This window comes from Mesorhizobium sp. B2-4-7 (genome assembly GCF_006442685.1).
Classification (GTDB): domain Bacteria; phylum Pseudomonadota; class Alphaproteobacteria; order Rhizobiales; family Rhizobiaceae; genus Mesorhizobium.
The window spans coordinates 388,845-402,348 of the sequence record NZ_VFVH01000001.1; the positions used below are offsets into that span (position 1 = coordinate 388,845).

Below are 13,504 nucleotides of genomic sequence, written 5' to 3' on the forward strand. Positions count from 1 at the left end.
GTCAGTCGATCCGTTAGAACGAGCGCTGGAAGCGGAGGATGCCGCCGACGCTGCTCTTCTTGTCGGCCTTGGTCCAGTTGTTGAAGTCGGCGTCGTCGAATTTTCCTGCATTGAGGTAATCGACTTCAGCCGTGATCGTGTAACCGGGCACAATCGTGTATGCGACGTTGGCAGCGACGCCGAGGTTCTTCCAGTCGTCATAGGAGATCTGGGCGTTGAACGAGGTCTTGTCGTTGAACTTGTAGGTGCCGCCACCCCAGATCGCCCAGTTTCCACCCCACGGCTTGTATTGGGTGCGGCCCGTGCCGAAGTCGTTGATGTTGTCGTTGGTGCCGTAGCCGCCCATGACGAACAGCGTCAGTTCCTTGCCGACATTGACGTCCAAGCGAACCTTGCCGGCCACTTCCTCGTAATTGCTGTCATAGGCGACGACGCCGGTGACCGCACCCCAGTCGCCCTTGTACTTCAAGCCGCCGACGACATGCGGAACATAGCTGTCGATCGTGTTGACGCCGGTACCTTCTTCGAGCGAGACCACGGCCGAGAAGCCGCTGCCAGCGTCGAAATAGTACTGCACGACGTTGGTATCCTTGATACCGTACGGGATGATCGTGTCCTGGATGACGTTGCCGGCATAGCCGATAAACGAATCGTATGCCGTTTCATCCTTACCGACGCGCAGACCGCCGAGCTGAATCCAGGCGAAGTTGAGGGTCGTCGCCTTGTTGCCGGCCTGCCAGCCAGTGCCGCCAGTCTCATAGTCGCCGCTGCTGTTGCCAAATTGAAAGCGAGTCTCGGTGTAGGTCTTCAACGTACCGAGCTCGGTTTCCTGGCCGGTCCAGGTCTTCAGCGCGAAGCGCATGTTCTTGTAGTAGGTGTCGTGGCTATCGCCGTCCATGTGATCGGCAACGTTGTTGACGCCATCCAGCGTGCCGCTGTCGCCGACGCCTATGTCATAGCGGAGATAGCCGCCGATGCGCAGGCAGGTCTCGGTGCCGGGGATATAGAAGTAGCCGGCGCCGTTAGACGTCGCAGATCCTGACGTATTCAGCGGGTTCCGGCTCGGCGACGACGACAGCGTCGGCGGCGCGAGCGCCGGAGACCGCGATCAGTGCCGCGGCTGAGCCGAGAAGAAGGCTCTTGATGTTCATTTTCTGACCTCTCCAGTCAAAGTTAAAAATGGCTTCGGATTTTGGTTGGCGGATATATTTTCCCGCCTCACCACAACGAAAAAGGCCCGCACCGCGTCCCCTTTTCGCGGCGAACATACCCATCAATCTTCCGCCTTCAATGACAATTCCACAAACATTCGGGATTGATGACATAGATTAAATCCGTGTTGCAGAAATAACACTAGGAAATTCACTTCAAATTACGGAACCGCACAAGTGGAACATTGTCATATTTCCGTAATAATTCCCTGTATGCTCCAATTTTATGATGATATTCCACGGGTACCGATTGTTTGAGAAACTTCGCGTAAATAAACCCACTTCCGTGGTCGTTTCTACCTAGCCATTCCCCAGCCACGTGAACCCGAAGCCGATCCCCTCGAGGAGTCTTTTCAGCGGGTCACGGGCACGCCGCGACGGACCATGGGCCATGATGGGAAGATCAACCCGACGTCAACGGGCTCATCTGCAAGAATCCGCGCTGGCCAACTGAGAAGTCGACCCAAGCGGAGCCTCGGCGTCCCTGGTCGATAGCCGCCAGCCAACGGTTTGGGTCGTTATTACCGGCGCTTGTGGTCGGCCAGCACCGCGTCGATGACGCGCCAGGATTGTTCGATCTCGGCCGAGTTGACGTCTATCTCGCCGGCGGCGGTGATCAGCGCCTTCCATAGTGCCCAGCCGCGGCCGCGCGCCCAGGTCGCGTCGTCGACGCCGAGGCCAGCGCGGAACACTTCACGGCTTTGCCCCTCGAACAACGTCCAGGCAATCGCCAGATCGCATGAGGGATCGCCGATGCCGGAGGTGCCGAAGTCGATCACCGCGCTTAGCCTGCCGTGTTCAACCAGAAGATTGCCCCAACTGACATCGCCGTGGAACCAGACGGGTGGGCCTTGCCAAGGGGCGGCAAGAGCCGTTTCCCAGACGGCGCTTGCCGCGCCGGCGTCGATACGGGTGTCGAGCGCCGCGATCGCTTGTCTCGTCTCCCCGTCATAGACGTTCAGCGGCCCGCCGCGAAAGAAATTGTGTTGGCCCGGCCCCGGTCCGCCAGCCGGGTCGATCCGCTTCAGCGCAATCAGAAAGCCGGCCAGGTCCGCCGCGAATTCCGACAGGTTGGCGATACGCTCGCGCTTTGCAGTCTCACCTTCGATCCACCTGTAGACGGACCAATGCCACGGATAGCCTTCGGCCGGGGCTCCCATCGCCAGCGGTATAGGGATGGGCAGCGGCAACAGCGGCGCCAGGCTCGGCAGCCAGCGATGTTCCTTCTCCACTTGCAGGGAATAGGCGGCGGCACTGGGCAACCGAACGGTCATCTCGTCGCCGAGACGAAAGCTTCTGTTGTCCCATCCGCCAGGTTCAATCGGCCGAACCGCAAGATCCCTCCAGCGAGGAAACTGCGCCGCGATCAACCGGCTGACCAAAGCTGCGTCGATATTCGACTTGCTATCCATCCATCCTAGTGCGGAAACTCGAGCCCCATCTCACGGTAGCGTTCGGGATCGTCGCCCCAGTTCTCGCGCACCTTGACGAACAGGAACAGATGCACCTTTTGCTCGAGGATGCCGGCGATTTCCATACGCGCCGCCTGGCCGATGGCACGGATGGTCTCGCCCTTGTGGCCGAGCACGATCTTCTTCTGGCTGTCGCGTTCGACATAGATGACCTGCTCGATGCGCACCGAGCCGTCCTTCTTCTCTTCCCATTTCTCGGTTTCGATGTGCGAGGAATAGGGCAGTTCCTGATGCAGCCTGAGATAGAGCTTCTCGCGAGTGATCTCGGCGGCGAGCTGGCGCATCGGCAGATCGGAGATCTGGTCTTCCGGATAATACCAGGGCCCCACCGGGAGCGCCTCGGCAAGGTAATCGAGAAGGTCCTTGCAGCCGGAGCCGGTCAGCGCCGAAACCATGAAGGTGCGCTTGAACGGCACTCTTTCGTTCGCTGCTGCCGCCAGAGCCAACAACGCCTCCGGCTTGACGCGGTCGACCTTGTTGAGGATCAGCGCCATCGGCTGGCGCACATCCTTCAGGCGTTCGAGAATGGCGTCGGCATCACCTCTAATGCCACGCTCGGCATCGATCAGGAGCAGCACGATATCGGCATCCTTGGCGCCGCCCCAGGCTGTCGTCACCATTGCCGTGTCGAGACGCCGCTTTGGCTTGAAGATGCCCGGCGTATCGACGAAGACGATCTGCGCGTTGTCGTGCGTGGCGATGCCTCTGACGATGGCACGCGTCGTCTGCACCTTGTGGGTGACGATTGACACCTTGGCGCCGACAAGCTGGTTGACCAGCGTCGACTTGCCGGCATTGGGCGCACCGATCAGCGCTACGAAGCCGGAATGCGTAACGGCCGCAGGCGCGGCCGGAACCGTGTCTTCCGTGGCTGTCATGCCGCGTCTCCCTGATCGATCCAGACACCTTCACGAATCAGAAGGGCGGCGGCGGCGGCCTGCTCGGCCTCGCGTTTGGAGCGGCCGCTGCCGACAGCCGGCTGGAACCCACCAACCATGACACTGACGGTGAACAGCGGATCGTGATCCGGCCCCTCGCGGCTATCGATGCGGTAGACGGGCACGGCGCTTGCCGCCTGATGCGCCCATTCCTGCAACTCGGTCTTGGCGTCGCGTCGGCCGGCGCCCGACGCCTGCGAGCGCGGCTGCCAATATTTGTGGATGAAAGCGCGCGCCGCTTCCAGCCCTCCGTCGAGGTAGAGCACGGCGATCAGCGATTCCAGTGCGTCGGCGCGCAGATTGACGCGCTTGCGTCCCTCGAGCCCTTGAACGTCGGATCCGGCGCGGATCAGCTCCGGCAGACCAATATGTTCGGCGATCTCCGACAGCGCCTCGGCATTGACCAGCGCGTTGAAACGCAGCGACAATTCGCCTTCCGCCGCATCGGGAAACGCGGCCAGCAGCATATCGGCCACCACCAGGCCGAGAACCCGGTCGCCTAGGAACTCAAAGCGCTCATAGTCGGTGCCGGCATTGGCGCCGCGGGCGCTGGCATGGGTCAAGGCACGCTGCAGGCGCCGGCGGTCGGCAAAGGCATGGCCCGTGCGTTCCACCAGCGCTTCGGCGAGCGCGTCGGCGGTCAGCCGTCTTGTCGCCGCCATGACCCTAATTAACGAAGTGGAAGAGGCGCGAAGCACGCATAAGCGACGGCCATTTCCAAATTTCGAGCGGGCTCGCCTTGCCGGCGATCGAGAAGAAAACAAGGTTGGCCCGGCCAACCAGGTTTTCGGCCGGAACGTAGCCGACGGAGAATCGGCTGTCGGCGGAGTTGTCCCTGTTGTCGCCCATCATGAAATAGTGACCGGGCGGAACATCGAACTCGCGCGTGTTGTCGCCGATCGAGTTCGGCGACAGATCCAGCGTGTCGTAGCTGACGCCGTTGGGCAGCGTCTCGCGATAGACGTCGATCGGATAGTCCTTTTCGGTGATGTCGGGATTGTCGATCTGACCGGTCTTCACGCGCGGGACTCCGACGCCGTTGATGAACAGCTGCCCGTCCTTCACCTGAATCTTGTCGCCGGGCAGGCCCACCACACGTTTGATGTAGTCAACGGACGGGTCCGGCGGGAACTTGAACACCACCACGTCGCCGCGCTTCGGCTCGGAGCCCCAGATGCGGCCCGAGAAGATGTCCGGGCCGAAGGGCAGCGAATAACGGGAATAGCCGTAAGACCATTTGGTGACGAAGAGATAGTCGCCCTCGAGCAGCGTCGGCCGCATCGAACCCGACGGGATCGAAAAGGGTTGGAACAAGAGCGTGCGAATGACCAAGGCAAGCAAGAGCGCCTGGACGATGACGCTGACGGTTTCGCCAAGCCCGCCGGATTTCTTCTGGGGTTTTTCAGCCACGCTCATGTCGTCCTCGATTGTGCGTTGGATGGTATAGAGTCTCGGCGCGCGCTGGGCAACGTCATGCCGGTGGTCAGATGCAATCAATGTGGCGCTTGTTCGACGGGCAACGCTTCGATGATCACAAAGGCTTGAGCAAGCGGAAAATCATCCGTGATGGTGAGATGGATCATCGCCCGATGGCCCTTTGGCAGAATCGCGTTCAGCCGCGCCTCGGCGCCACCGGTCAGTGCCATGGTGGGCGCGCCGCTCGGAAGATTGACGACACCCATGTCGCGCCAGAACACGCCCTGCGCCAGGCCGGTGCCCAGTGCCTTGGCGCAGGCCTCCTTGGCTGCGAAGCGCTTGGCGTAGGAGGCCGCCCGCGCCCGACGGTTTTCGGAGCGGGCTTGCTCGACCTCGGTGTAGATTCTCTGGATAAAGCGCTGGCCATGGCGCTCCAAGGACTTTTCAATGCGTCTGATATCGATCAGATCGCTGCCGATGCCGATGATCATCGCGCGGTGGAACCGATGCTTGCGTTTGGGTGAGACGATTGCTCATGGCGGGCCGCGCGCTCTGCCAGCCGTTTGCGCCGCTGCTCGCGAAAGGCGTTCATGCCCCAGCGCGTGATGGCGTAGAACAGAACCCCAAAGGCCAGTCCAAGCGGTATCGCACCGATCAGCATCGGCTTCAGCACCGGGGCCCACAATTGCGCGAAGGAAAGGTTGTGCAGCATCTCGCCCAGATGTGCTGGCGGGCCGTGCGCCGGCAGGCGGCTGTGCAGGATCAGCTTGCCGGTCTCCCAGGAGGCGCCCCACAGCAGCGGGAACGTCAGTGGATTGCCGAAGAATACGGCGCCAAGTGCGGCCGCCACCAGATTGCCGGCTATGAGCCAGCACAGCACCGCGGCAATGGCGAAATGGAAACCCACCGGAAAGAACGAAGCAAAGACGCCAGCGGCGACGCCGGCCGCCACCGCATGCGGCGTGGCCTTCAGCCGCAGGATGCGCTTGGAGAAGTACTGCAGCGAGCGCGAAAACGACCGGCGCGGCCATAGATAGGTACGCACCCGCTCCAAGAGGCCATCAGGCTCGCGGCGTCGAAAAAGCACTCTATTCCAATTCCTGATCTACCAATACCCGCCGTCCTGCCACCCCAAGCCAGGTCACAGCAACTTATCTTGCGCTTCCGGGGCGCAGAAAGGCAACAACGACTTTGATATAGCGACAGGCTGCCTTCGGAACAACGAAACGCTGCCGCGATGGTCTGCCGCAGGGGGTAACAAGATCGCCATTGAGGCGAAACTGAGGAAAAGAAGGACGGCCGGCATGGCCACCATTCGACCAGCGCGCGACGACGAGGCGAAAGAGTTGCCCGATATCGAGCAATCCGCCGGGCTGGCGTTTCGTTCCATACCGGACCTCGCCTGGATCGCCGAAGACGGCAATATGAGCGTCGAGCGGCACCCCGCGCTGACCACGGAGGGCACATGCTGGGTCGCCACGGACAAGCGCGACCGCGCCATCGCCTTCTTGAGCGCCAGCGTTGAGGACGATGCATTGCATATCCTGGAATTCGACGTTCGTTTTGAGTGGCAAGGCTCGGGCATCGGCCGAGCCCTGCTGGAGACCGTCATCGAGGAGTCCAGGCGGCGCGGCCTTGCAATGATCACGCTGACGACAGTTCGCGATGTTGCTTGGAACGTGCCGTTCTACCGAAAGTTCGGATTCCGCGTCCTGGAGGATGCGCAGATCGATGCGCGGCTCGCCGGGTGGCTGAGACAGGAAGCCGCGCACGGCATGCCGGTGAGCCGGCGCTGCGCAATGCTGCTCGATCTCGCGCGGATTTAACGACGGCTATTCCAGATATTCACTGACCTCGATCAGATTGTCGTCGGGATCGCGGAAATAGACAGACATCATGCGGCCGCGTGCGCCGATCCGCTCTACTGGTCCAAGTTCCACCGCCACACGATCGGCTTCGAGACTGGCGAGGAGTTCGCCGAGCGGCCGATCGGTGATCAGGCAGAAATCACCGGCTCCGGGCGTCGGCGACTTCGCCTTCGGCTCGAAGGTGCGGCCGACCTCGTGGACATTGATCTTTTGGTTGCCGAAAGCCAGGGCTGTCGGGAGGCCCGGCGTATCGATGCGCTTAAAGCCCAGAACGCGCTGGTAAAAGGCGCAGGTCGCCTCGAGCGACGCCACTGTCAGCACGAAATGATCGATACTGATGATCATCCCGCCCCTCTCAGATATTGCGGCTGCCCGGCTTGATCGCCGGTATGGCGGCGAGTTCCGGCGGCAGCCGATCGGCCGGATAGGCCGGCACCTCGTACTCGGCGAGGGCGATCAGCGGCACGCCGACATCGGTCTTGCCGGCGGAGCGGTCGATGATGCAGGCCGCCGCCGTGACCTCGGCGCCAAGTTCGCGCAGGCAGTCGATGGTCTCGCGGATAGACAATCCAGTGGTGACGATGTCCTCGACAATGACGACACGCGCGCCGAGCGCGATCTCGAAGCGGCGCAGCCGGAACGCGCCCCCTTCCCGCTCGACCCAGATCGCCGGCACGCCAAGATGGCGCGAAGTCTCGTAGGCCGGGATCAGCCCGCCGATGGCCGGGCCGACGACATAGTCGATTTTACCCGGCACGGCGGCGCGGATCTTTTCGGCCAGCGCCTTGCACAGCCGCTCGGTCTTATCGGCATGCATGAACACGCGCGCCTTCTGCAGGAAGACCGGGCTGCGCAGACCCGACGTCAGGATGAAATGCCCCTCCAGGACAGCACCAGCCTGGCGAAAAATATCCAGCACTTCGTCCGTATTCATCCGTCTATCCCCGTGTAGATCAGCCGAGTTAGCCATTGACACGCCGTGCATCGCTGACGCTCGAATTGTCCTTGAGCTGCGACAGCAGCCGGTTGAGATGCTTCAGATCCCAGACTTCGAGATCGATCAGCATTTCGGTGAAATCGGGCGCGGTGCGCACCATTGACAGCGTATGGATATTGGCATCGTTCGAGGCAACGACCTGAGCGATGTCGGCGAGCGATCCCGGTGCATTGATGGCGGTGACGGAAACACGAGCGGGAAAGCGTTCCTTGGTGCGCTCGTCGATGTCCCAGCGCACGTCAATCCAGCGCTCGGGCTGGTCGTCGAAAGCCTGCAGCGCCGGCGACTGGATCGGATAGATGGTGATGCCGGTGCCCGGCTGTACGATTCCGACGATGCGGTCGCCAGGCACCGCCCCTTCCGGCGCGAAACGCACCGGCAGGTCGCCGCGCACGCCACGGATCGGCACCGCCCCGTCGCGCGGCTGGTCCTTGTCCTTGCGCGCGGCACGGCCCGGGATCTGGAACAGCATGCCGGCGGCGTTGCGAATCTTCGACCAGCCTTCCTCGCGCTGCTTGGGCGCCGCCGGCGTGACGCGCTCGTCCTTGTAATCGGGGAAGACGGCTTTCATGACGTCGGTGGACGCCAATTCGCCGCGGCCGACGGATGCCAGCACATCCTCGATGTCCTTGCGCGCCAGCCGGTGCAGGACGGGCTTCAGGCTTTCCTTGGTGAAATTCTTGCCGGCCCGCTCGAAAGCCCGTTCGAGAATGCGCGCGCCGAGACCCGAATACTGCTTGCGGATGGCGTTCTTGGTGGCGCGGCGAATGGCGGCGCGCGCCTTGCCAGTGACGACGACGGATTCCCATGCGGCCGGCGGCACCTGCGCCTTGGAGCGGATGATCTCCACCTCGTCGCCATTCTTCAGCTCCGTCATCAGCGGCATGATGCGGCCGTTGACCTTGGCGCCGACGCAGGTGTCGCCGACATCGGTGTGAACCGCATAGGCGAAGTCGATCGGCGTGGCACCTTTCGGCAGCGCGATCAGCATGCCCTTGGGGGTGAAGCAGAACACCTGGTCCTGGAACAGTTCCAGCTTGGTGTTCTCGAGGAAATCCTCGGGATTGTCGCCCTCGGCGAGCTGTTCGATCGTGCGCCTCAGCCAGGCATAGGCATTGGTTTCCTTCGAGATCGAATGGGCCGTGCCGTTCGCCTTGCCGCCGGTATCCTTGTAGATGGAATGGGCGGCGACGCCATATTCAGCGATCTTGTTCATCTCGCGGGTGCGGATCTGAAGCTCGACGCGCTGGCGCGACGGCCCGACGATGGTGGTGTGGATCGAACGGTAATCGTTCTGCTTCGGCGTCGAGATGTAGTCCTTGAAACGGCCGGGCACCATCGACCAGGCGGTGTGGATGGCGCCAAGCGCGCGATAGCAGTCCTCGACATTGTCGACGACAACGCGAAAGCCGAAAATGTCGGACAATTGCTCGAAAGAGAGCGCCTTGGCCTCCATCTTGCGGAACACCGACCACGGCTTCTTCTGCCGGCTTTTGACGCCTGCATTGATCGCGTGTTTCTCGAACAGAGCCGACAGCGCTTTCTCGATCTCCGACAGCACACCCTTGTTGCGCTCGAAAATCTCGGCGAGCCTGGCGGTGACGGCGCGATAGGCTTCCGGATTGATGTAGCGGAAGGCGATCTCCTCCAGTTCCTCGCGCATGCCCTGCATGCCCATGCGCCCGGCCAGCGGCGCATAGATATCCATCGTCTCCTCGGCGATGCGCAGGCGCTTGGCTTCCGGCACATGGTCGAGGGTGCGCATGTTGTGCAAGCGGTCGGCGAGCTTGACCAGAAGCACGCGCACATCTTCGGAGATCGCCAGCAGAAGCTTGCGCAAATTCTCGGCCTGCTCGGCCTTCTTGGAGACGAGGTCGAGCTTCTTCAACTTGGTCAGACCCTCGACCAGCTTGCCCATCTCGGGCCCGAACAGTTCGTCGATCTCGGCCCTGGTCGCCGTGGTGTCCTCGATCGTGTCATGCAGCAGGGCGACGGCGATCGTCGCCTCGTCCATGTGCATTTCGGTGAGGATGGCGGCGACTTCGAGCGGATGCGAGAAATAGGGGTCGCCGGAAGCGCGCTTCTGGTGGCCATGCTTCTGCATGGCATAGACATAGGCCTTGTTGAGCAACGCCTCGTTGACGTCAGGCTTGTAGCGCTGGACGCGCTCGACAAGCTCATACTGACGCATCATGGGCGGAATCTCTCGGCGATGAAATGAATCATGCGCCGCACTGCTGCACGGCGCATGTCATAGATAGCCACGAAACTGCCGGGACGGAAGTGCCGGAAGATTGTTCCAGGCGCCTCCGCAAAGCAGTCTTAGTAGTCGTCGCTCTTTTCCGGCGGCACCAGGCCTTCGATGCCGGCCAGCAGGTCTTCCTCGGTCATGCGATCGAAGGCGATGTTGTCCTCGGCATCATCGGTATCGGCGGCCGTGACGGCGGCGCCGGTCTGATCGGCGATCGCCTCGCCATCGGCTTCGGGCTCGTCGACCTCGACATGCTTCTGCAGCGAATGGATCAGGTCTTCCTTGAGGTCGTCCGGCGACAACGTCTCATCGGCGATCTCGCGCAGTGCGATGACCGGGTTCTTGTCATTGTCGCGCGGGACGGTGATCTGCGCGCCCTGGCTGATCTGACGAGCACGGTGGCCGGCCAGAAGCACCAGTTCGAAGCGGTTGTCGACCTTGTCGATGCAATCTTCAACGGTTACGCGGGCCATGGATTGCCCCTTTCATGCCTGGATTTAATGGAAAACAGGCGCGGTCAATAACCCGAACGCCGCGGAAATACAAGCATTATGGAATGCCGGGGCCGGAGAACGGACGATCTGTCATTGCTTTGTCGGATTTCCCCCGAAACCGGTTTCGGTCGAGCTCCGGTGCGCCCGGTACCAAGCCGGCGATCACAATTGCTTGCAGTGCGGCAACGAACCCTTGGATTGCCACAAAACTGGCGTTATTTCGAAAAGCGTAAGGTCAGCCGGTTTATTGCGAACCCTACTGATAGTCGCATTTCGTTTTGATGGCCGCTTATTTCGAAAAGGAATTTTTCCATGTTCGACCCCCGTGAAAAGATCGCCCTGTTCATCGACGGCGCCAATCTCTACGCCACGTCGCGCGCGCTCGGTTTCGACATCGATTATCGCAAGCTCCTGTCGAGCTTCCAGAAACGCGGTTACCTGCTGCGCGCCTACTATTACACCGCCCTGGTCGAGGATCAGGAATATTCCTCGATCCGGCCGCTGATCGACTGGCTCGACTATAACGGCTTCAAGGTCGTCACCAAGCCGGCCAAGGAATTCACCGACTCGACCGGCCGCCGCAAGATCAAGGGCAACATGGACATCGAATTGACCGTCGATGCGCTGGAACTGGCCGATGTCGTCGACCACTATGTCATCTTCTCCGGGGACGGCGATTTCCGCACGCTGGTCGAGGCGCTGCAGCGGCGCGGGCGCAAGGTGTCGATCGTCTCGACCATGGCCTCGCAGCCGCCGATGATCTCTGACGATCTGCGTCGCCAGGCCGACCATTTCATCGACCTGATGACGTTGAAGAACGAGGTGGGCCGCGATCCCTCCGAAAGGCCGGTGCGCCGACCCGAACCGGCCGAGACGGAAGAGGACGAGTACTGAGGGCGGCTGCGTTGGCCGCACATCTGGCCGCCTCCCCGGAACCCGATCGCGATTGCCCGCTCTGTCCGCGGCTGCACGGTTTCATTGCCGAGTGGCGGCAACGCGAGCCATCGTGGTTCAACGCGCCGGTTCCGACCTTCCTGCCGCCCGAAGGCGACGATTCGGTCCGGCTGCTGATCGTCGGGCTTGCGCCCGGCCTGCGCGGAGCGAACCGCACGGGCCGGCCTTTCACGGGCGACTATGCCGGCGACCTGCTCTACGGCACGTTGATCGCGCACGGCTTGGCGCGCGGCGAGTTCAAGGCACGGCCTGACGATGGGTTGGAGCTCGTTGGAACGGCAATCACCAACGCCGTCCGCTGCGTGCCTCCCGAGAACAAGCCTGTGGGCGCCGAGATCGCCACCTGCCGGACTTTCCTTGTGCCGACGATCGCACGGTTTCCCAATTTGCGGGCCGTGCTGACACTTGGTTCGATCGCGCACCAGTCGACCGTGCGGGCACTGGGCCAGCGCGTCGCCGCCTATCCCTTCAAGCATGGCGGGCGGCAGGAGGCCGATGGCATTACGCTGTTTTCCAGCTATCACTGCTCGCGCTACAACACCAACACCGGCGTGCTGACCGAAGCGATGTTCGTCAGCGTTTTCAGGGAAATTGCGGCGTTCCTGGATTCGTAGGGTCTGGAATTGCCTTACAACGCCGGCGCGAACAACGCGGCCAGCGTCTCCTGACCGCCTTGCAGGACGTTCAGGTCGACGTCACCGACGATGCCCTCGACGCGGCCCCTGTTGTGGTACTGCCAGTAGACCCAATCGTCGCGACCCGGCTCGAGCAGCAGTGAGCGAAGCCAGAGCGGACGGGCGGCGATCTGTCCTGCATAGGCCGTTGCTGCATCGTCGGTCAGATAGATGATGGCCTTCTTGCCAAAGGCGGCTTCAACGGGACCGAGGAAGGCCTGGAGTTCGGCATCGAGTTGTTCGGGCGAAGGGCGCTGCGGGCAATTGCCGCCGAACTCGATGTCGACGACCGGGGGCAGCAAAGGCTGGTCGTGCGGCACCACGGCGATGAAATTCTTTGCCTGGTCGGCGCCCGGCCGGCAGAAGGTGAAAAAGTGATAGGCGCCGACAGCGAGCCCGGCAGCACGAGCCTCGCGCAGATTGATGGCAAAGGCATCGTCGACATGATCGCCGCCCTCGGTCGCCTTGATGACCGCAAAGGCGACATCGGCGGCGGCAACGCGTCGCCAGTCGATCCGGCCCTGATGATGCGAAACGTCGATGCCCCTGACAGGATATTTGCCGCGATCCGGAGAAAACGCATGGAAATAGAAGAAGCCGCCAGCGACCATGAGCATTGCAAAAACCAGGCTGACCGATCCCCAGAGGATGATCCGGTTCTTCAAGACTGTCCCCTCCGGTATTCTGCCTCCTTGGCTAGAACCCTGAAAGCCAAACACTTATCCGCTTGGCTACCGCCTGGTGGCGGTCACCCGCGCTCTTTCAAGAGCCTGCCCTTCTCACGCGACCAGTCGCGCTGCTTTTCCGTCTCGCGCTTGTCATGCAGCTTCTTGCCGCGACCTACGGCGAGCAGCAGCTTGGCCCGGCCCTGGTCGTTGAAATAGATCTTCAGCGGCACCAGGGTCATGCCTTCGCGGTCGACGCTCTGCGACAGCCTGGCCATCTCGCGCTTGTTGAGCAGCAGTTTGCGGCGCCGGCGCGGCTCGTGGTTGAAGCGGTTGGCCTGCAGATATTCCGGTAGATAGGAGTTGATCAGCCAAATCTCGCCGCCCTCGACCGAGGCATAGCTGTCCTGGATGTTGGCCTGGCCCTGGCGCAGCGACTTGACCTCGGTGCCGGTCAGCACCAGGCCGGCCTCGATCGTGTCGAGCACCTCATAGGAAAACCGCGCCTTGCGGTTTTCCGCAACGGTCTTGTTGTTGGGATCGGCTTTTCTGACTTGATTCATA

At 61.9% G+C, this 13,504-nt stretch carries 15 protein-coding genes and 1 pseudogene; 3 read left to right on the forward strand and 13 right to left on the reverse strand.

Features of this window, described 5'->3' with window-relative positions:
• Positions 1 to 13 precede the first annotated feature (13 nt).
• The 7 genes and pseudogenes from FJ946_RS01970 to FJ946_RS02000 all read right to left on the reverse strand — a co-directional run bounded on the left by FJ946_RS01970 (position 14) and on the right by FJ946_RS02000 (position 6,124).
• Positions 14 to 1,151, reverse strand: a pseudogene (locus FJ946_RS01970) (porin).
• A 581-nt stretch (positions 1,152 to 1,732) separates the two neighbouring features.
• The gene (locus FJ946_RS01975; RefSeq protein ID WP_140565007.1) at positions 1,733 to 2,623 is read right to left on the reverse strand and encodes an aminoglycoside phosphotransferase family protein; all 891 of its coding nucleotides are present in this window, start codon (positions 2,621 to 2,623) and stop codon (positions 1,733 to 1,735) included.
• Positions 2,624 to 2,628: 5 nt separating this feature from the next.
• On the reverse strand, positions 2,629 to 3,561 hold the full coding sequence (gene era / locus FJ946_RS01980; protein ID WP_140494591.1) for a GTPase Era: 933 nt from the start codon (positions 3,559 to 3,561) through the stop codon (positions 2,629 to 2,631).
• Entirely contained in the window at positions 3,558 to 4,283 is a 726-nt protein-coding gene (gene rnc / locus FJ946_RS01985) for a ribonuclease III (protein WP_140494593.1), read from the reverse strand. The genes era and rnc overlap by 4 nt, the downstream gene beginning before the upstream one ends.
• 4 nt (positions 4,284 to 4,287) lie before the next feature.
• Positions 4,288 to 5,037 carry a signal peptidase I gene (lepB, locus tag FJ946_RS01990; protein WP_140517805.1) on the reverse strand — a complete coding sequence of 250 codons (750 nt, stop codon included), beginning with the start codon at positions 5,035 to 5,037 and terminating at the stop codon, positions 4,288 to 4,290.
• A 77-nt stretch (positions 5,038 to 5,114) separates the two neighbouring features.
• A complete protein-coding gene (gene acpS / locus FJ946_RS01995; RefSeq protein ID WP_140494597.1) occupies positions 5,115 to 5,528 on the reverse strand; it encodes a holo-ACP synthase in 414 nt (137 codons plus the stop codon).
• Positions 5,525 to 6,124, reverse strand: a complete 600-nt coding sequence (locus FJ946_RS02000; protein WP_140494599.1) for a DUF2062 domain-containing protein — start codon at positions 6,122 to 6,124, stop codon at positions 5,525 to 5,527. The genes acpS and FJ946_RS02000 overlap by 4 nt, the downstream gene beginning before the upstream one ends.
• Before the next feature lie 217 nt (positions 6,125 to 6,341).
• Here FJ946_RS02000 and FJ946_RS02005 point away from each other — a divergent pair, with 217 nt between their 5' ends.
• A complete protein-coding gene (locus FJ946_RS02005) occupies positions 6,342 to 6,863 on the forward strand; it encodes a GNAT family N-acetyltransferase (RefSeq protein WP_140565005.1) in 522 nt (173 codons plus the stop codon).
• Between the two features lie 6 nt (positions 6,864 to 6,869).
• On the opposite strand, the gene FJ946_RS02010 is transcribed toward FJ946_RS02005, so the two are convergent.
• From FJ946_RS02010 to rpoZ, 4 genes are all read right to left on the reverse strand, one after another.
• Positions 6,870 to 7,250, reverse strand: a complete 381-nt coding sequence (locus FJ946_RS02010) for a VOC family protein (protein WP_140559458.1) — start codon at positions 7,248 to 7,250, stop codon at positions 6,870 to 6,872.
• A gap of 10 nt (positions 7,251 to 7,260) precedes the next feature.
• Positions 7,261 to 7,839: an orotate phosphoribosyltransferase gene (pyrE, locus tag FJ946_RS02015; RefSeq protein WP_140565004.1), complete on the reverse strand. Its 579-nt coding sequence runs from the start codon at positions 7,837 to 7,839 to the stop codon at positions 7,261 to 7,263.
• 28 nt (positions 7,840 to 7,867) lie between these two features.
• Positions 7,868 to 10,096, reverse strand: a complete 2,229-nt coding sequence (locus FJ946_RS02020) for a bifunctional (p)ppGpp synthetase/guanosine-3',5'-bis(diphosphate) 3'-pyrophosphohydrolase (protein ID WP_140565002.1) — start codon at positions 10,094 to 10,096, stop codon at positions 7,868 to 7,870.
• A gap of 128 nt (positions 10,097 to 10,224) precedes the next feature.
• The gene (gene rpoZ / locus FJ946_RS02025) at positions 10,225 to 10,626 is read right to left on the reverse strand and encodes a DNA-directed RNA polymerase subunit omega (protein WP_140494610.1); all 402 of its coding nucleotides are present in this window, start codon (positions 10,624 to 10,626) and stop codon (positions 10,225 to 10,227) included.
• 333 nt (positions 10,627 to 10,959) lie between these two features.
• Between rpoZ and FJ946_RS02030 the strand changes: the two genes are divergently transcribed.
• Positions 10,960 to 11,541: an NYN domain-containing protein gene (locus FJ946_RS02030; protein ID WP_140494612.1), complete on the forward strand. Its 582-nt coding sequence runs from the start codon at positions 10,960 to 10,962 to the stop codon at positions 11,539 to 11,541.
• Positions 11,542 to 11,552: 11 nt separating this feature from the next.
• The gene (locus FJ946_RS02035; RefSeq protein WP_224519207.1) at positions 11,553 to 12,215 is read left to right on the forward strand and encodes a uracil-DNA glycosylase; all 663 of its coding nucleotides are present in this window, start codon (positions 11,553 to 11,555) and stop codon (positions 12,213 to 12,215) included.
• Positions 12,216 to 12,229: 14 nt separating this feature from the next.
• Here the strand turns inward: FJ946_RS02035 and FJ946_RS02040 are convergent, their stop codons facing one another.
• Positions 12,230 to 12,940: a GH25 family lysozyme gene (locus FJ946_RS02040; protein ID WP_140547368.1), complete on the reverse strand. Its 711-nt coding sequence runs from the start codon at positions 12,938 to 12,940 to the stop codon at positions 12,230 to 12,232.
• 83 nt (positions 12,941 to 13,023) lie between these two features.
• Positions 13,024 to 13,503, reverse strand: coding sequence for an SsrA-binding protein SmpB (gene smpB, locus FJ946_RS02045; protein ID WP_140494616.1), 480 nt, complete (start codon positions 13,501 to 13,503; stop codon positions 13,024 to 13,026).
• Position 13,504: the final 1 nt, after the last annotated feature.

Bases quoted from the DNA above. Each gene is read 5' to 3' on its own strand.
- pyrE (WP_140565004.1), bottom strand. From the start codon at position 7,839: ATGAATACGGACGAAGTGCTGGATATTTTTCGCCAGGCTGGTGCTGTC.
- FJ946_RS01975 (WP_140565007.1), bottom strand. From the start codon at position 2,623: ATGGATAGCAAGTCGAATATCGACGCAGCTTTGGTCAGCCGGTTGATC.
- FJ946_RS02005 (WP_140565005.1), top strand. From the start codon at position 6,342: ATGGCCACCATTCGACCAGCGCGCGACGACGAGGCGAAAGAGTTGCCC.
- rnc (WP_140494593.1), bottom strand. From the start codon at position 4,283: ATGGCGGCGACAAGACGGCTGACCGCCGACGCGCTCGCCGAAGCGCTG.
- FJ946_RS02020 (WP_140565002.1), bottom strand. From the start codon at position 10,096: ATGATGCGTCAGTATGAGCTTGTCGAGCGCGTCCAGCGCTACAAGCCT.
- era (WP_140494591.1), bottom strand. From the start codon at position 3,561: ATGACAGCCACGGAAGACACGGTTCCGGCCGCGCCTGCGGCCGTTACG.
- smpB (WP_140494616.1), bottom strand. From the start codon at position 13,503: ATGAATCAAGTCAGAAAAGCCGATCCCAACAACAAGACCGTTGCGGAA.
- FJ946_RS02030 (WP_140494612.1), top strand. From the start codon at position 10,960: ATGTTCGACCCCCGTGAAAAGATCGCCCTGTTCATCGACGGCGCCAAT.
- FJ946_RS02010 (WP_140559458.1), bottom strand. From the start codon at position 7,250: ATGATCATCAGTATCGATCATTTCGTGCTGACAGTGGCGTCGCTCGAG.
- rpoZ (WP_140494610.1), bottom strand. From the start codon at position 10,626: ATGGCCCGCGTAACCGTTGAAGATTGCATCGACAAGGTCGACAACCGC.
- lepB (WP_140517805.1), bottom strand. From the start codon at position 5,037: ATGAGCGTGGCTGAAAAACCCCAGAAGAAATCCGGCGGGCTTGGCGAA.
- acpS (WP_140494597.1), bottom strand. From the start codon at position 5,528: ATGATCATCGGCATCGGCAGCGATCTGATCGATATCAGACGCATTGAA.